The following is a 17,412-nucleotide window of genomic DNA, read 5'->3' as shown; positions in this document are numbered from 1 at the left end:
CCTGTGTTGTGCCAGACCGTAGTCCTGATATTCCATTTTCACACCGTACCGCTCCCTTCTCCCTGTGTTTGGGGCGAAGGGAGTCTGTTTCGTGCCAGAGTGCAGCCCTGATGTTCCACTTTCTCATACCTATTTGAAGAAATATAAAAAATAAATTGCATTTTATAATAATTAATTATTGTAAATCGATAATTAATTATTATAATAGGCAACTCGAACAATAAATAAAGGAATCTGTCATGCAAAAAATAAAAACAACCAGTCAACTACTTTGTTTTTTCTTTCGTGCTGTCTGTCTGCTCTTGCCTCTTGTAACGGCGTATTTGATTTTTTTTCACTTAGGAGACGTTCTCAACGCCGGCTTTTTTGACTCGATTATTTCGTCCTCACAAATTCAGGATGTTGGTCATTTTTCGCTTTGGCATCGATTAATTATTTTGGCAATACAGTTACTGCCTTTATCAATTACGGTCCTGATTTGCCACCAGTTAGCCGGGCTTTTCCACTTATATGGGCAGGGATATTTATTTGAAGAAAGCAACATCAGACTGATTAAGGCTATCAGTATTTATATGATTGCAGGCGAGTTGGTTCATATCATTTACCAGCCTTTAATAACGGCGGCACTGACTTTTAACAATCCCGTGGGCGAGCGATTTGCGACTATTTCATTAAGTACGACCAACATAGCAACACTGATTACCGCTGCTATTATTTTAATCGCGTCATGGATTGTTAAAGAGGCACAGCTATTAAAAGCGGATGCCCAATTAACGATTTAAGGAAAATACCCATGGCCATTATTGTGAATTTAGATGTTATCCTCTCCAGACGAAAATGCCGTTCAAAGGAATTAGCTGAGGCCATTGGGATAACGGAAGCCAATCTTTCCATTCTCAAAAATGGAAAGGCAAAGGCAATTAAACTGTCGACTCTTGATGCCATTTGCGCCTACCTGCAATGCCTTCCCGGAGATATTATTGAGTATCGGGCTGAGCCCGGTGATCATATAATCCGGGGGACGGCACGCACGCACGAGTAACTCAAGGACATGACATACTATCTGGCATTGGCATGTTGAATCTGTTGTACAAGCGGTGCCATCGCCTTATTGACCGCAGGAGCCTGGCAGGGCCAGGTTTTGCTCACGCCCAGCCAGGCCATCTGCGAGACGGTCATTTTGTCTTTGTCGCTCTGCTGGCTGGATAATTCGCGGTAGGTTTTCAGTATCACGTCATTTAAGGTATTCGCGTTCAGGGTCACGCCGGCTGGTAGGCAAAAGAACGCCTGCCCCTGGTTTTTAGCCAGCTCATTCGCCTGTATCAGGGTTTCGGCGATGGATTCGTTGGTGATGATCAATACATTGCGCGCTGAACGCGCCCAGGTCTGTGCCTGAGGATCCGCCTTCATTTCCATTTGGGGAATCTGGTTTGAAATACCCATGTAATGGTCCATGGTATCGGCATGGGCAATCAGTGACGTAAAAAATAACAGGCTCGCAGTCAGGTAACGCATAATCCGTCCTCAATAATCCAGAATCAGTAAAAGCAATTTTTCATAGGCAGGGTAACCGCATCTAAATTCTGAGCACGGAAGCAGTCTCAATTGCGTGCCGTGCCTTACGCACCGCATCCGACGGACTTGTACCGAATTCCGTACTGGATTCCGCGCATAAAGCGCGGAACGTAGGCAGACTGAGCTGATTCTATTTGTTTAGACGCGCTTGCCCTGTTTCGATACGCTAATTTGACATAAATTGATAAAAATAGCGATAACATGCGCTGATGCCCATACCTAATGATAGAGTCTCATTCACTCTGTCCCTCGTCTGCCGGCGCGCTGGTAAACAAATGATGCAGCCAGGCCTGCAGGTCCACCAGATTCATGGGCGACTGCACCAGTCCGATATACTTGTCCGGCCGGATCAGCATGGCGGTGGGAGCTTCCAGCCTGAACTGCTGGTGGATGGATTGGTTGACATCGATCCATATGGACAGAGACTCAGGATACACCGATGGTGTGTCGAGCAAAATCACATGGACTTGCAGTACGTTTCTGAATTTAGGCGCCAGAACCGCGGCTTTCATGCTGGTTTTGCTCACCCGGTCTTCTTTTCCGACAAATAAAAACAGATGATGCTGATTGTCGGCACAAATCTCATTCAACGTCAGGTGACTGCGATCCTGTAGATTTTTCAGGAGCATGTGCGGGGCGTATTCGCCCGCCTTTAATCGGGTTTTCCTGCCCATACTTTTTACAATCGGGCTTTTGGCGTAAGAAATATTCAGTTCGGCCAGATCGCGGGCCATCATTCTGCGAAACGCTGAAAAAGACGCCAGCAAATGAATGAGGCGATTTCGCATGGCAAGCAGAAAAGGTTGTTTAATGAGGAGCATGCGGGTCATGGCGTCGGTCTTTTTCAGAACAGCCTTGCCTACGGGGTAGCGCTCTTCGTGATAACTGTCCAGCAGGCTGTCAGCTGCGTTCCCCTGTTGAACCAGCGCCAGTTTCCAGACCAGATTATACACATCCTGAATACCGGTATTTAATCCCTGGCCGCCCATGGGGCTGTGAATATGCGCGGCATCACCGCAAAAAAAGAGACGCTGATGGCGATACTGCTGAATCTGGCGATGATGAATGGAAAAGGGCGTAATCCAGACGGGATCAGACAGGAGTGCGGCATCAGAACTGCGCACGTTAAAGGCCTGCTGAATATCGGCCAGCCCGGGCGACGGGTTATCATCAGGAGCTGTCATTACCAGACGATAGCGTTTGTTACCCATGGGGAAACAGGCGAGGGGGCCTTGAAGACTGGCGTTAAGCATCATTCGGTCTTCTGGCAGAGACCAGTTGATATGCAGATCGGCCAGCCACCAGTTCTGTTCGTAGGCTGAACCTGCAAAATCAGCATGAATCAAATGACGCAGGCGGCTGTGCGCGCCGTCGCAGGCAATGATCCAATCGGCATGAATGTCTGTTTCAGAGCCATCGGCCTGTCTGATGCGCGCGATGACCTGATCAGCGGTCTGTTCCATATTGAGCAGTTCCGTCTGCCATTCTACCTGGACTCCCTTGTCCAGCAGCCCCTGATACAGGATGGCTTCGCTTTGATCCTGGGGCAGATCAATCAGATAATCGCGGCTGGAGCCAATGTTTTTGAAATCCAGACTGGCGAGGCAGTGGCCGGATGATTTCAGCGTGAGGCCATGTACGGCCAGACCTTTTGCAAGGAAGGCATCAAGAAAACCGGTGTCCTGTAAGACGTCAAGGGTACGGATATGAATGCCCAGCGCCTTGGAATGCTCACTCAGGGAAGATTTTTTATCCAGTATGCGACAGGTCAGTCCCTGTCGAATCAGCTCGTTTGCGCAAAAAAGGCCAACCGGGCCGGCGCCGACAACCAGTACATCCGGGCGTTTCGCATCCATTTTTCTGTCTAGTGACAAGTCCATTTTATCTTACTCAAAATAGAATATATTTCATTATCACCAATTATGAGGTGATCTAGCAATCGTACGTCAACCAAATCCAGCGCATGTTGCAATCGTTCCGTGATTTCCAGGTCATTCTGGCTCGGATCCGGCAGACCGGAAGGGTGGTTGTGAGCGAGGATGACAGCAGCAGCATTCAATGTCAGCACGCGCTGAACCAGTGGGCGGGCATGAACACTGGCGCTGTTGATTGTCCCCTGAAATAATTCCTCATAGCTTATCACGCGGTGTTGATTATCGAGAAACAGCGCTGCAAAGGTTTCGTTTTTGCGATCACGCAATTGTCGTTTCATGTACGTGCCTGTCGCCTGTGAGTTGTTCAGCTGTGTTTCTTTTTGCAGGGCGATAAAATCGCTGCGCCGACATATTTCGCGGGCGGCCTGAATCTGCAGGTAACGGACATCTCCCAGCCCATTGATTTTTTTGAAGGTTTGCGGATCCGCATTAATCACCGCGCGCAGGTCACCACAGTGGCGGATGAGTTCCTGGGCAAGCTGCAGACAGGATTTTCTGCCACTGCCTGAACTGATGAAAATGGCTAATAACTCGGTATCGGAGAGGCTGTCAGGACCGAAGGTGGCTAATTTTTCGCGCAGGCGCAAAGGCGGCACGGTTGGCTGCGTCATTATTTTTATTCCTTTATGGCGAGGTTTGTGTTTTGATCTCGGGTATTCTTAATCAAAACGGGTTGAGCATGCAAGATTTTGCGGGCAAAAAAATTGTGCTGGGTATTTGCGGTGGCATTGCCGCCTACAAATCCGCATTGCTGGTGCGCGAGCTGACGCGCCTTGGCGCTGAAGTGCGTGTGGTCATGACCGAATCGGCACAGCAGTTTATCTCCCCATTGACCCTGCAGGCCGTCAGCGGTCACGACGTGCGCGTGGATTTATTTGATGAGCAGGCTGAGCGCGCCATGGGACATATTGAGCTGGCGCGCTGGGCAGATTATCTGCTGGTGGCGCCAGCTACGGCCAACTGTCTGGCGAAATTTGCCCAGGGGCTGGCGGATGATCTCCTGTCAACTCTATATCTGGTCGCGGAAACGCCTGTGATTGTCTGCCCGGCCATGAATCGCAGCATGTGGGCACATCCTGCGACACAACACAATTGCGACCTCCTGCGGCAGCGTGGCGTGATGCTTGTCGGGCCGGACGAGGGGGCTCAGGCCTGTGGCGAGTTTGGTTTTGGGCGCCTGAGCGACATGGGGGCCATCATTAATGCGCTGCGCCTGTATCCGGTACAGAACCTGCTGGCAGGACGAGAGCTGTTGATCACGGCCGGGCCAACACGTGAAGCGCTGGATCCGGTGCGTTATCTGTCGAATTTCAGTTCAGGAAAAATGGGCTACGCTCTGGCTCAGGCAGCGGCTATTGCCGGTGCGAGGGTAACTTTGATCAGCGGCCCCACGGCGCTGGATCTGCCGGCCGGTGTGACGGTGCACAGGGTTGTTTCTGCCAGCGACATGTATCATCAGGTGATGGCGAATCTGTCGCCAGGTATTATCTTCATTGGCTGTGCGGCGGTCGCGGATTACGCGCCTCAGCATGCCGCCAGTCAGAAGATAAAAAAAGATAAAAACCCAGGGCTTAAGCTGGAACTGAAACAAAACCCGGATATCCTCGCGGCGGTTGCTCAGAGCGGCAAGGCCGCTTATGTGGTTGGGTTTGCCGCTGAAACCAATGATGTGCTGGCCGCGGCGAGGAAAAAGCGCCTGAATAAGCAGGTGGATATGATCATTGCCAATCAGGTAGGGGCCAATCTGGGCTTTGACCACGATGAAAACGAAGTATGTGTGATAACAGAGCACGCGGAAACTCCCTTGCCAGCAGCCTGCAAAGTGCGCCTTGCCGGACAGATTATTGCAATCCTTGCCGCAAGCCTGCAGAATGCCGGCCATTCAACATGAGGTAAATAACATGGAACAATCGATTCAACTTAAAATTCTTGATCCTCGCGTCGGTGACAGCATCGATTTACCGGCTTATGCAACAGCCGGTTCCGCCGGACTGGATTTGCGTGTCTGCCTTGATGAGCCTTTGCAGATAGCCCCCGGTGAAACGGTATTGCTGCCCACGGGACTGGCGATTTACATTGCGGATCCTGGTCTTGCCGCGGTTATTCTGCCGCGCTCGGGACTTGGTCATAAACACGGCATCGTGTTGGGTAATCTGGTCGGTCTGATTGATTCGGATTATCAGGGCGAATTAAAAATATCCTGCTGGAATCGCAATCAGGAGCACTTTACCATACAGCCCGGCGATCGCATTGCTCAACTGGTCTTTTTACCCGTGGTACGCGCGGCGTTCACTGTGGTAGACAGTTTTCAGGAAAGCAGCCGGGGTGAAGGTGGTTTCGGCAGCTCTGGACGGCAGTAGATTCTAATTAAATCAGTTCAACTCCGGAGGCATTTTGAAATATCAGACAAGACAGATCGATCGCTCGGTGTTCCGGGCTTATGACATTCGCGGCATTATTAATCAGGATTTTGACGAGCATGCTTTCTACACCATCGGCCTGGCCATTGCCTGTCGACTGCGCGATTTGTCCCGCGATTCCATTTTCGTTGCCCGGGATGGTCGATTAACCAGTGACGGCCTTGTCTTTGCTCTGATACAAGGTCTGCTGGACAGCGGTATTCATGTGGTTGATTTGGGCTCAGTGGCTACGCCCGTCATGTATTACGCGGTGCACGAACAAGGCATTGACTGCGGGCTGATGGTCACTGGAAGCCATAATCCGGCCGAATATAATGGCATTAAAATGGTCCTGGCTGGTAAAACCCTGGTGCAGGCGGACATCGATCTGCTATTCGAGCTGGTGCAGGCCGGCAAATTCATGCAGGGCAAAGGGCAGCTGCGTTCGCAGGACGTTCTGCCTGACTACGTAGCCCGTGTCGTTCAGGATGTGCATCTGCAGCGTCCGTTTAAAGTGGTCGTGGATTGTGGCAATGGCATCGCTGGTCCGGTTATTCCGGGCGTGCTCGCTCAGCTGGGCTGTGAGGTGATTTCGTTGTATTGTGACGTGGATGGACGATTTCCCAATCATCATCCCGATCCCACCATTGAGGAAAACCTGACGGATTTAAAGGCAGCCGTTGCCCGGCACCAGGCCGATATTGGTCTGGCCTTTGATGGGGATGCGGATCGTCTGGGTGTGGTGACTAACCTGGGTAAGGTCATCTGGCCTGATCGCTTAATGATGTTTTACGCACGGGAAATTCTGAAAGACAGGCCAGGGGCTACAATTGTGTATGACGTGAAGTGTTCCGCCCATCTGGCCGAGGTGATTGAAGCGGCAGGAGGTCTGCCTCTGATGTGCCCCACCGGCCATTCCATTGTGAAAGGCGTCATGAAAAGCTCGAACGCTGCGCTGGCTGGTGAAATGAGCGGCCATCTGTTCTTCCGGGATCGCTGGTACGGGTTTGATGATGCCTTGTACAGTGCCTGTCGTTTACTGGAGGCGCTCAGCGTCCGCCCCATGTCGGTAGACGGGCAATTTCAGATTATCCCGGACAGTGTGAACACCCCTGAAATTAAAATCCCCATTGCGGATCAGGACAAGTTTGCTTTCATGCAGCGTATGAGTGTTGAGGCGGATTTCGGCCAGGCCCGTATTGTGCGGGTAGATGGACTGCGTGTGGAATATCCGCATGGATGGGGTCTGATACGCGCGTCTAACACAACGCCCTGCCTGATTGTGCGTTTTGAAGCGCGTGACAGCGACGCTCTCGAAGCCATCAAAGACGTGTTTCGTGTTCAGTTGCAGCGCTTTGATGGTGATATGACTGTGCCATTTTAGATTATATATCTGACATCCGGGATTACTGTACCTAATCCGGGCTACGGTAATCTTTGTAAGGCGATGAGATACTCCGGTACGGCGTTGCCTTCCTGACGCCGCGCGATGACCACCTCCTGGCTGATGACGCTGAAACCGTATCTATTGGCTAAACCACGTAAATAATCGCTATGATGGCGGAAGCGGGCGTTTTCCTGCAGTTCCCAGGACGATGTTTCACTGATTTCGGTACTGAAAATAAACCAGCCGTCCTTAAGCAGGCGGTCACTTACGGCTGCGAACAAGGGTTGCAGATCACCCAGATAAGGCAGCACGTCCAGCGCGACTATCAGATTGTATTGTTCCGGTGTCTGGTGCAGAAAGGATACCAGCTCAGATTCCGTCAACTGATCGTAAATTCCTTTTTCACGCGCCTGCGCTATCATTTTAGCGGCAATATCGACACCATCGAGCCGCTGGCTGACATCCCGCAACACCTGACCGCTCAGACCCGTACCACAGCCGAGATCCAGACTGTGAGCCGAAGAAGAAATACCCAGTTCGGCCAACAGTTTCAGCAGCTGATTGGGCAGGGTGTAATGCAGTTGCTGCCGGAGATGCTGATCGTAAAACAGCGCGTAATTATTAAATAAATTTTCTGCGTATTCAGGCGAGGTTTCCGCCTTGTCTGTCTTGCCCGACAGGGCGCGCAACATATGCTGACTGGCTGTATCAGCCGGATTGGCAGCTACGGCTTTTTTGAGCAGTTCCCGGGCCTTGCTGCGATTTTCCAGGCGGATAAAAATGGCCGCCAGATTGTTCAGGGCCGAAAAATGATCCCCCTGCAGGCTGAGTAAATGTTCGAAATGCCCGGTCGCCTCATTCAAATGTCCCAGAGCCATCTCTGCGACACCACTGTTATACAGATAATCGATGTTGTCCGGATCCCGCTGCAATAACACATCGTAATGCATAAGCGCGTTTTCAAAGCGATCATAATGCATGAAGGTCGCCGCCAGGTTGTTGCGTGATTCGCTGTGATCGTTGTCCAGTGCCAGCGCTTTGCTGAAATAATCGATGGCCAGCTGCCCCTGTTGGTGTTTGAGCGCCACAATGCCAAGGTTACACAGGGTCTGCACATGGTTTGGATCATGTTGAATAACCTTGCTGAAACACGCTTCAGCCTCGTTAAGCCTTTCTTCTTCGAGGGCCAGTACACCGAGATAGAATTGCGCATCAAGGTGTTCAGGGTTCAGGCTCAGAACATTGCGGAACTGCGTTTCTGCGTGTCGCAGCTGATGGTGATTAAGCAGCAGCAGACCAAGATTAAAATGGGCCGCGCTAAAGTCAGGTTCTGCATGAACGGCCAGATGATAATGGCGCAGCGCGGCCTGGTATAATCCCTGACGGGCATATATCCCAGCCAGATTATTGTGCGCCTGCGCGTAGTCTGGGGCCAGAGCAATGGCCTGCTGATACTGGGCAATAGCCTGTTCTGTCTGTCCGGTATTTTTCCAGGCGTTGCCCAGATTGTTATGCACCGCAGGATTATCCGGTGCAAGCCTCATTGCCTGCTCAAGGCAGCGAATGGCCTCCGGCATCTGGCCCTGCTGGGCGTAAATCAGGCCTTGTCCATGCCAGGCATCTGCGTGACTGGGCTGGTGTTGAAGAATGCGCTCATAGAGTGCCAAGGCATCAGACAGCTCTCCGCGATGCTGATGCTGGCGCGCTTCGTGAAACAGAGCATCGATATCAATCATGTCCGGCCAGAAGATGTTTGAGCTGTTGCAATGCCCTGGCCCGGTGGCTGAGCGTGTTTTTTACATCAGTCGCCAGTTCGGCCATGGTGCAGCCCAGCTCTGGCAGATAAAATACAGGATCGTAGCCGAATCCATGGGATCCTGAAGGCTTACGGGTAATACTGCCATGCACTTTACCGCAGGCTATCAGAGGGGTTGGGTCATTGGCATGTTGCACAAGGGCTATGGCGCAGTAAAAATAAGCCTGCCGCTGGTCATCGGCCGTTTGTGACAGTCTGTCCAGTAACCTGGTGATGTTGTCTTCGTCGCTGGCATCGGGACCGGCGTAGCGGGCAGAGTAAATGCCAGGTTCACCCTGCAGGGCCAGCACAGCCAGACCCGAATCATCGGCCAGAGCCGGTCTATTGCTGATGCGGCTGGCATGACGGGCCTTGAGCAGGGCATTTTCAACGAAGCTCAGGCCCGTTTCTTCTACGCTGTCTATGCCCAGCGAGCTTTGGCTGATGCAGTGGGCCGGGGCCAGAATAGCCTCAAGTTCAGCGATTTTTCCGGCATTGCCGGTCGCCAGTATAATTTCGTTCATTTAAATGGCCATGACAAAGAGGGTAAGGTAAACCAGCGGCCACAAAAGTCGGGCCAGCAGCGATTCAGTTCTCTGGCTTCGTGATGAAAGATAATGGCCTCCTGTTCAAGCATGCGGGTTCCTTCTTCCAGTTCTTTTAAGAGTGCACCACGCAGCTCCATTTTCTGTAAATTACTTTTCATAATGTCCGTGGTTTCTGCCAGTTCGCGTTTTATGGCTTCTATTTCTCTGTTAACGGTATGGCCAATCACATCATCAGCCACGGTCTGCATGGGCAGCTCATCAATAAGCAGATAGCGACACAGATGGTTCAGCTGCTTGCCTGTCAGCTCGGTATCCGTGGCGATGCCAAAGCAGTGGTGTCCCAGCGTTCGCGCGTAAAGATGGTAGCCCTCTCGTTCTGCGTGATGGTATCTGCCTGGTTCGAGATGGTCAATAAATTCAGCCATCGATTGCTTGATGCTGCCGATGTAGTTATTGACGAACATCGTGATGAGATCGCGGTGACCTGCGGGTATGGCCCATTCTATTGGGTTGGTATTCATGCCGCGCTCATCCATGTCTTCATGATTCATGCGCCTTAACAGCACGTAGCATCTCATCAGTATTCTCCTTCCTGGAACCCGTGTATTTTGATACACCGGCGACGTCCCCCTTGGTGTGAGGAACCTGGGCAACCAGTTTAAATCCTGTGAGATAAATTTCAAGTCGGCTGAATCCCGGCAGACCAGATATCGAGCCTACCACACCTGGGTGTGGCCTTTAACTGTTTCGCTGCCAGTGACCTCAGACCGTTTAGCACAGAAATCTTCTGTGTTAGTCGCGTAATAGATAGCCAGCCCGGCTTCGGTCAGCAGCACGCCAAAGGTAACCATCAGCAGCAGAGCGAAAAACAACTGCCTGGCCTTCGATTTTTTGGCGCTGATTTGAGTAACAACCGACTCATTTCCGTGGGAGAGGCGGTCGTTTAAAACCGTAATAACCGAGTCCAGAATGGCATCGTAACAATCTCTGTTTTTCTCGGAGCGAAGATCGTCGAGCAGGACGTACAGCACAACCACAGGCTCGGCAGCCTTGACGGTAACCGTACAGGGTCGATTTTTGACAATCTGCATTTCGCCAAGCGACTGACCACTCTGCAGGGTTCCAATTTGTTCCTGTTCTTTGTTTTTATCGGTTTTAAACAGGTTTACCGTGCCGGATACGATGATCTGCACACGATCATTCCCGCCTCCTTCCTGTAACAGGGTTTCACCCGGCTCATAGCTGGCCCGGTGTATCAGCTTAAGAAACCTATCCATCGTTTCCGCATTGAATCCGCTTAATAAACGGCTGCCTCTCAGCAGTAACAATTCCTGCTCGGATAGTTTATCCATGGCTACTCCCTGTGAATATCTGTATAGTTACATCGGCCTATATTGTCTAATAGTAGCATATAATGGTCTAAAATTTATCTTTTTGCGATACGGGATTCGGAGTGTTCTTATGTCAGTAAAAACAATTTTGATTACAGGTTGTTCCAGCGGAATAGGATACGATGCCGCACATACCCTGGCTAAACGCGGGCATCGCGTAATTGCGTCCTGCCGTAGTGCCATTGATCTTGAACGCCTCAGTGCATCTGGCCTGACTGCGGTACTGCTGGATGTTTCGCTGCCGGAATCGATTACCGCTGCTCTTGAGCAGGTGCACACAATGACCGGTGGCAGGCTGGATGTTCTCATTAATAACGCTGGATACGGTCAGGCTGGCGCTCTTGAAGACGTGTCTCGTGAGCTCCTGCGCGAGCAGTTTGAAACCAACGTGTTTGGCCTGATGGATTTAACGCGTCGGGTGATCCCATGGATGCGCCAGCAGGGCAACGGTCGCATCATCAACATCAGTTCGGTGCTGGGCTTTATCAGCATGCCGTTTCGCGGTGCCTACAATGCCTCAAAGTACGCGGTGGAAGGTTTAAGCGATACTCTGCGCCTGGAACTGAAGCCGTCCGGCATTCAGGTGATTACCATCGAGCCCGGGCCTATCGAAAGTCGTTTTCGTGATAATGCCATTGATGGAGCCCTGAAAAAAATCGACACGGAGCACAGTTATTTTAAAACGCAATATCAGCATATGCTGGGGCAGTATCGACAGCAAAAAACAGAGTCCGTGTTTACGCGCGGCGCTGATGCTGTTGTCTGTAAGCTGATAAAGGCTGTTGAAAAAAAACATCCTAAGCCCAAATACAGAGTGACTTTTCCAACGCATTTAATGGCTGTTATGAAGCGAGTGCTTAGTACGGCTCTTCTGGACAGAATAATTGCCCGTGTTTCGAAGAAAGAAATGGGGGGATCTTGAACGATGAACGCGATGATGTCATGCTCTATGCGCAATACATAACCGGCCCGATACAGGGCTTACCAGATAAGGATATTACTGATGAACAATATGAAAAAGTGGATGATGGCTTCTTTGTTTTTGATTGCAAAAACAGCCTCTGCCGACGCCGTCAACCTGCCTGATTACGCTGCGGTAAAGTCAGCCGTAAGCAAGGGCAGCATGGTGCGAATCGCCATTAATTTTGCTCAGTGCACGGCTGTTAAAAACAGCATTCCGGCCGTTGATGGCATGGCTTTGTTCACTCCTAATGAAATCGTACTCGCTTCTGATGGAAGAATAGTGGCCTCTTTGACGCATTTTACGCTCAACGATCCAAACTTCCCCAGACACGCTACCTACCAGCACATACAGTATATGCTGAAGGATAATAATCACCTGACATTGTCGGCTGTCGTACTGAATGCGACTGATTTTTCGCCAATGGGTGAAGAGGCCATTGTCGACTGTGCCATGGGTTCGGGCGCAAAAATTTATAGCTGAAATGGGTGTTATTACCTCCTGACCAGGCTATCATCCGCGGCTATATGCCGGGGGATAGCCGGCATGTCCAACAAAGTCTGACAAAGGAGGTATGCAATATGTTTATCAAATCCGGTTTTTTTGCCTTACTGGCCGGCCTGACCTGCAGCATGAACTGTGCGGCGGCCTCGCTGACAAAGCCCGACCAACTGTTAATGACCAATGCCAAATATGAGCAGGTAAAGGACCACGTGCAGTTGTTGAGTCAGGCTGATGGGTTCAGTCTGGTTCAGGCCATCCTGGACGACGATCTGATGCAAAGGCTGCATGATGGCTCACAGGGCCGATTTATCAATCTGGAGCCCTGGCGACACCGGCCAACTCCTCTGCGTTTATTGACACAGACCGGCCAGAAAAAAACGGCTCGAGCCAGTAGACTCCCAACGCTCAGCCACAAAGCCGAGGTGATGGATTTATACGAATTAATACAACCCGAAAAAATCTGGCAAAACATGCAGCATCTGACGGATTACGTCAATCGGGCGGCCAAAACGAATGAAGGCGTTGCCGCAGCCAACTGGTATAAACAACAGTTTGACAGCATGGCGCGTGAATACGGACGCACAGACGTCAGCAGCTATTACATCGAAACGGGAACACGTTACCGTCAGCCATCGGTTGTCACCGTGATTGGCAAGGGTAAACGCAAGCCTGGTATCGTAATTGGCGCTCACATCGATACCCTGAGCGGCAACAAGCCGGGTGCTGATGACGATGCCAGCGGCATCGCGGTGGGACTGGAAGTGAGTCGGGTGCTCCTGGCCAGCAAGATCCGTCTGGACAGACCGGTCTATATCATCGCCTATGCGGCCGAAGAGGAAGGTCTTGTTGGTTCTGCCTACGTTGTGGAATCCTTCCTGGACCGGGCCGTTCAGGTGGCGGGGGTGTTGCAGCTGGATCAGGCTGGATATCGTGCGAATCCTGCCGATAAGACCATCTGGCTTATTGATGATTACGTTGACCCGCAGCTCACCCGCTTTACAGCGGATCTCTTGACGGATTATGTTGGCGTTCCTGTTGGCTATACACACTGCGGCTATGCCTGCAGCGATCATGCCAACTGGTATTTTGCTGACTTCAAGGCAAGCTATCCGTCAGCAACCACGCTGGCGGATGACAATCCTTATGTGCATACCGCGCAGGACAGACTGGATATTATCAGTCTTGAGCACATGCTTAATTTCACTCGCCTGGGTCTGGCGTTTGCTGTAGAACTGGGCCTGGATAAGCGTGCCTGAAAATGCTCTATACTTTGGAAAAAATCAGTCTCAATCGAAACTAACAGGGTTTCCATTTGATTTTGACATGTGCCTTGATAGAGATGAATCCCCGCCTGCGCGGGGACGACATACTTTTAGCATGGCTTGCAATATTTTTACCTGTCAAAATTAAATAGAAACGGAGCTAAATTGAGACTGACACATCAAACCAAGGAGTGGCACCATGATTACCGTTAATGTTCTGGACAATATTTCACAGAAAGGGCTGGGTCTGTTTGAGCCAGAGCGTTATCAGTTAAGCGCAGACGCGGCCGCTCCAGACGTTATCCTGGTTCGCTCCCGCGTTCTGCATGACCATGCGTTTTCGGATAATCTGCTGGCGGTCGGTCGGGCCGGGGCGGGTACCGACAATATCCCCATAGATAAACTGACCGGCATGGGGGTGCCCGTGTTCAATGCGTCCGGCGCCAACGCCAATGCCGTAAAAGAGCTGGTGCTGGCGGCTTTGTTGATTGGGTATCGGCATCTTAATGAAGCGATGACGTTTTTGAACCAGCTGACAAAAAATGATCAGCAAACGGTGCACCGCGAAATTGAGCATCAGAAAAAGAAATTTGTTGGCCATGAAATTTCAGGAAAAACGCTGGGAGTGATTGGTCTGGGCCATATTGGCGTTAAGGTTGCCAATGCGGCCCTGGGGCTGGGTATGCGGGTGATGGCGTTTGACTCGAATATTTCCCTGTCTAATGCGCTGGCCTTAATGCCCAGCATTGAAAAAGTCGATGATATGAACACGGTGTTGCGTCATGCGGATATTATCAGTCTGCATGTGCCGTTAACGACGGATACCACGCATCTGTTGAATGAAACAAATTTGCCCTTGCTGAAAAGCGAAGCCTTGCTCCTCAATTTTTCGCGTGAAAAAATCGTCAGCGAAGAAGCGGTTTTATCCATGCTCAGCAATAAAAAAATGATGGGTTATATCACCGATTTCCCGACCGTCAAGCTGGCTTCTCAGCCCGGGGTTTTGAGTTTTCCGCATTTGGGGGCCAGCACGCACGAAGCCGAACAAAATTCGGCGGAGATGGTGATTCGTAATATCCGTCGCTATCTTGAAAGCGGAAATATCGAATATTCGGTCAATTTTCCCAATATTTTTCTCCCGGTGCTACCCTCCGCTAATTGCCATCGCCTGCTCATTATCAACCGCAATGTTCCCGGTGCCATTGGGAGCATAACCGAGAGCCTGTCGAAAATGGGGTATAACATTGAGCAGATGGTCAACACCTCGCGCGACAATATTGCCGTCAACCTCATCGATATGACGGGCAAGGCACCGGTTCCACAGGCGCTGGCGGCACATTTCAGGGACATTCCGAGTTTTCTTAAAGCTCGACTGATTGGAGCATGACGAAAGAGGGGCTTTCTGCCTGTTTTTCTTGAAAAATGGTTGCTCATTAAATACGATACGCGTCCTGACTGATCCGGATGTATTGATTTGAAGACTGTTGCCGAACTATATAACAAGCTGTTCAGTGCTATCTGGAAGAAACTGCCAGAGGCGCGCCATCCGAATATCACAGCGGGAGATCTGCCTGCTCTCCTGACTTGCCTGAAATTGCCAGAATTTAAAGACCTGATCGGCCATATTAAATTGCCAATATCTAATTGCCTGAAGGATACCACTGGCATGGGGCAAAATGCCCTGCAATGGGTAAGCCGACATTTCCCCGACGAGATTAAAAATCTGCGGGACATCCTGGGTTTTCTTGATGCCGGTTCGGTGGCTGACCTGTTGTTACAGCAAAACAATAAAGGCAGCAATCTGCTCGGCCATCTTGTTTACTGGTGCGACAGCGTGGCTCTGCAGGCCTGGTTGCCGGTGCTGCAGGCGTTGAATGCCGATGTTCGGGCAAAATGTCTCAGCCAGCGCGTATCGGGGTGGTATATCCCGCGCTTTGTTGCCTGCGCCAGGCCCGCGTGTTTTCCGGCCATACTCAGTCTGATGAAAGGGCTTGAGCCCGACAGGATAGAGATACTTATCAACGACAGAGATGCATGGGGGCGAAATCTGGAGGAATACCTGGCTCTGTATGCTGCTTCTTTGCTGGAGGGTTTTCGAGAGATGGTCAGTTTTACGGGCTCCGGTGAGCCGACAGCGGTTGTCGCGGCCTCGTCATCGAATGACGGGCATCTGAGTCAGTTCGGCTTTTTCGCCGCTCATGCTTTACCTCCTGAGGAGCAACATCCGAAGCCAGATGCCGGACCAATGCCTTATATCTAACCCGCACTGGCCAAGGCACAACATGCTTACGGAGCGGCTGCCATCGTGTGTGTAATCAGGTCAACACTGTCGTTCCAGATAATACCGAGTCTTCCCCGGCTGATATCATGCGACAGACTGAAAAAACCAGGATTACCCTGTCTCAGTCCGGCATGACGGCTCACTGCCTGTTGGCGCAGTCTGTCCAGATGAAGGGGATGAAAAATGGAGCGCAGATCGTCTGTGCCGTTCAACTCGTCCTGTAACTGCCGGGCAATTTGATAGTCTATTTCGCGATTATGGGCACGGGCTGCGGCAAACAGCGAAAAGTCGCCTGCAAAGCTTCCCTGAGCATCTCGCTTCCGATCCGTTTCGGCAATATAGCGCGCAATGCGCCCGGCAATTTCGTTTTTTATGGTAACAGCCTGTTCGACTGGCATCGTTGTCTTTGTCTGTTGTCTAATCCAGCAGGTTTGCGCTGTTTTTTTAAACAGCAGCTCGACATTCATGCCTGTTTTGGCGCTGGTTTCAATGTATCCGTCAATGGACATATCGGGATGCTCGTTATTCCAGCGCGTCATCAGATCGGTAATCTGCTCGTCGGACACCTGTTGCTCTCTGAGATCCGACTTTGTTCCAGCCAGAATAATACCAGGGTATCTGCCGTTATCGTCTGGGGTGATTTTATCTAACCAGTAAGGCAGGTGCTGGAACGATGAGGGATCGTCGAAACTGAAGCAGACAATAATGGCATCTTTTCTGGCGTAATAAGGGCTTATTATTCCCTTAAATCGCTCTTGTCCACTCGTATCCCACAAATGCAGCCTGAATATCTGATCGGCCGTGTACAGTTTAAATTTGCTGTAATCAACGCCTATGGTGATATCCGAATTACCCGTAAAGCTTTTTTTACCAAATCGGTCTACAAGGCTGGTCTTCCCTGATGAATCATCACCGATAAGCATGATTTTATAATCAATAACCGAGCCTGGCTGCGTTTGCGGTAACGCGAACTCAGACCAGTCAGACAATGCTGACGTTGGGCCATTAACGAAAAATACCATAGCATATTCCTCCCTGGTTATGCGGTCTTCATTCTCATCATTCATCTTTTTTATGTCTTCGTCAACGACTCCTGGACGGACCTCGGCTATTGATAATGTTAAAACCATATCTCATGTGATTGAATTGATTATCATTATTAAGTTATTTTATTTCCAGTATCTGAACCTCATATGATTATATGCCCCCATATTCAACTAACCATATGATTTAAATGACTTTCTCATGTGATCCTCTTCCTGTGATAAGTAAAATTTTAATTCAGACCATGTTAAATTTCATGTGATCGTCATGTGCTAAAGAAGGGTTTAACGGTATGACTGCAGAAAAGAAATGGATAGATTTAGCCTTACAG

Annotated in this window: 18 protein-coding genes; 10 read left to right on the top strand and 8 right to left on the bottom strand. The window is 50.5% G+C overall.

Annotated features, from left to right (window positions below):
• The first annotated feature begins 239 nt into the window (after positions 1–239).
• Entirely contained in the window at positions 240–782 is a 543-nt protein-coding gene (locus ACQUTA_RS12565) for a DUF2975 domain-containing protein (protein WP_444988609.1), read from the top strand.
• A gap of 11 nt (positions 783–793) precedes the next feature.
• Positions 794–1,042: a helix-turn-helix domain-containing protein gene (locus ACQUTA_RS12560; RefSeq protein ID WP_444988608.1), complete on the top strand. Its 249-nt coding sequence runs from the start codon at positions 794–796 to the stop codon at positions 1,040–1,042.
• 17 nt (positions 1,043–1,059) lie between these two features.
• On the opposite strand, the gene ACQUTA_RS12555 is transcribed toward ACQUTA_RS12560, so the two are convergent.
• The 3 genes from ACQUTA_RS12555 to radC form a co-directional block, all read right to left on the bottom strand.
• Entirely contained in the window at positions 1,060–1,515 is a 456-nt protein-coding gene (locus ACQUTA_RS12555) for a phosphatase (RefSeq protein WP_444988607.1), read from the bottom strand.
• Between the two features lie 293 nt (positions 1,516–1,808).
• Positions 1,809–3,455 carry an FAD-dependent monooxygenase gene (locus ACQUTA_RS12550; RefSeq protein WP_444988606.1) on the bottom strand — a complete coding sequence of 549 codons (1,647 nt, stop codon included), beginning with the start codon at positions 3,453–3,455 and terminating at the stop codon, positions 1,809–1,811.
• Positions 3,440–4,123 (bottom strand): RadC family protein, encoded by a 684-nt coding sequence (radC, locus tag ACQUTA_RS12545; RefSeq protein WP_444988610.1) that lies wholly within the window; start codon positions 4,121–4,123, stop codon positions 3,440–3,442. Before radC ends, ACQUTA_RS12550 begins: the two co-directional genes overlap by 16 nt.
• Before the next feature lie 65 nt (positions 4,124–4,188).
• On the opposite strand from radC, the gene coaBC reads away from it, so the two are divergent.
• From coaBC to ACQUTA_RS12530, 3 genes are read left to right on the top strand one after another with little or no spacing between them, the layout of a single operon-like run.
• Complete coding sequence (coaBC, locus tag ACQUTA_RS12540) at positions 4,189–5,400, top strand: bifunctional phosphopantothenoylcysteine decarboxylase/phosphopantothenate--cysteine ligase CoaBC (RefSeq protein ID WP_444988605.1); 1,212 nt, start codon at positions 4,189–4,191, stop codon at positions 5,398–5,400.
• Between the two features lie 10 nt (positions 5,401–5,410).
• The gene (gene dut, locus ACQUTA_RS12535; protein ID WP_444988604.1) at positions 5,411–5,869 is read left to right on the top strand and encodes a dUTP diphosphatase; all 459 of its coding nucleotides are present in this window, start codon (positions 5,411–5,413) and stop codon (positions 5,867–5,869) included.
• Between the two features lie 34 nt (positions 5,870–5,903).
• Complete coding sequence (locus tag ACQUTA_RS12530; RefSeq protein WP_444988603.1) at positions 5,904–7,292, top strand: phosphomannomutase/phosphoglucomutase; 1,389 nt, start codon at positions 5,904–5,906, stop codon at positions 7,290–7,292.
• 41 nt (positions 7,293–7,333) lie between these two features.
• On the opposite strand, the gene ACQUTA_RS12525 is transcribed toward ACQUTA_RS12530, so the two are convergent.
• The 4 genes from ACQUTA_RS12525 to ACQUTA_RS12510 all read right to left on the bottom strand — a co-directional run bounded on the left by ACQUTA_RS12525 (position 7,334) and on the right by ACQUTA_RS12510 (position 10,990).
• A complete protein-coding gene (locus tag ACQUTA_RS12525) occupies positions 7,334–9,031 on the bottom strand; it encodes a tetratricopeptide repeat protein (RefSeq protein WP_444988602.1) in 1,698 nt (565 codons plus the stop codon).
• A complete protein-coding gene (rdgB, locus tag ACQUTA_RS12520; protein ID WP_444988601.1) occupies positions 9,024–9,614 on the bottom strand; it encodes an RdgB/HAM1 family non-canonical purine NTP pyrophosphatase in 591 nt (196 codons plus the stop codon). Before rdgB ends, ACQUTA_RS12525 begins: the two co-directional genes overlap by 8 nt.
• Complete coding sequence (locus tag ACQUTA_RS12515; protein ID WP_444988600.1) at positions 9,611–10,216, bottom strand: synaptobrevin family protein; 606 nt, start codon at positions 10,214–10,216, stop codon at positions 9,611–9,613. The genes rdgB and ACQUTA_RS12515 overlap by 4 nt, the downstream gene beginning before the upstream one ends.
• Before the next feature lie 138 nt (positions 10,217–10,354).
• Positions 10,355–10,990 (bottom strand): cyclic nucleotide-binding domain-containing protein, encoded by a 636-nt coding sequence (locus tag ACQUTA_RS12510; RefSeq protein ID WP_444988599.1) that lies wholly within the window; start codon positions 10,988–10,990, stop codon positions 10,355–10,357.
• A 109-nt stretch (positions 10,991–11,099) separates the two neighbouring features.
• Between ACQUTA_RS12510 and ACQUTA_RS12505 the strand changes: the two genes are divergently transcribed.
• The 5 genes from ACQUTA_RS12505 to ACQUTA_RS12485 all read left to right on the top strand — a co-directional run bounded on the left by ACQUTA_RS12505 (position 11,100) and on the right by ACQUTA_RS12485 (position 16,016).
• Positions 11,100–11,951 carry an SDR family NAD(P)-dependent oxidoreductase gene (locus tag ACQUTA_RS12505; protein WP_444988598.1) on the top strand — a complete coding sequence of 284 codons (852 nt, stop codon included), beginning with the start codon at positions 11,100–11,102 and terminating at the stop codon, positions 11,949–11,951.
• Between the two features lie 81 nt (positions 11,952–12,032).
• The gene (locus tag ACQUTA_RS12500; protein ID WP_444988597.1) at positions 12,033–12,473 is read left to right on the top strand and encodes a VirK family protein; all 441 of its coding nucleotides are present in this window, start codon (positions 12,033–12,035) and stop codon (positions 12,471–12,473) included.
• 98 nt (positions 12,474–12,571) lie between these two features.
• Entirely contained in the window at positions 12,572–13,750 is a 1,179-nt protein-coding gene (locus ACQUTA_RS12495; protein ID WP_444988596.1) for a M20/M25/M40 family metallo-hydrolase, read from the top strand.
• A gap of 205 nt (positions 13,751–13,955) precedes the next feature.
• Positions 13,956–15,143 carry a 3-phosphoglycerate dehydrogenase family protein gene (locus tag ACQUTA_RS12490; RefSeq protein ID WP_444988595.1) on the top strand — a complete coding sequence of 396 codons (1,188 nt, stop codon included), beginning with the start codon at positions 13,956–13,958 and terminating at the stop codon, positions 15,141–15,143.
• Between the two features lie 87 nt (positions 15,144–15,230).
• A complete protein-coding gene (locus ACQUTA_RS12485; protein ID WP_444988594.1) occupies positions 15,231–16,016 on the top strand; it encodes an HAD family hydrolase in 786 nt (261 codons plus the stop codon).
• 26 nt (positions 16,017–16,042) lie between these two features.
• Here ACQUTA_RS12485 and ACQUTA_RS12480 read toward each other — a convergent pair whose 3' ends face one another.
• On the bottom strand, positions 16,043–17,059 hold the full coding sequence (locus tag ACQUTA_RS12480; RefSeq protein WP_444988593.1) for a Rab family GTPase: 1,017 nt from the start codon (positions 17,057–17,059) through the stop codon (positions 16,043–16,045).
• Positions 17,060–17,412: the final 353 nt, after the last annotated feature.

The organism is Legionella navarrensis (genome assembly GCF_052527415.1).
Note: the sequence above shows the minus strand (reverse complement) of the source record. Positions and strands in the feature narration are given on the sequence as shown.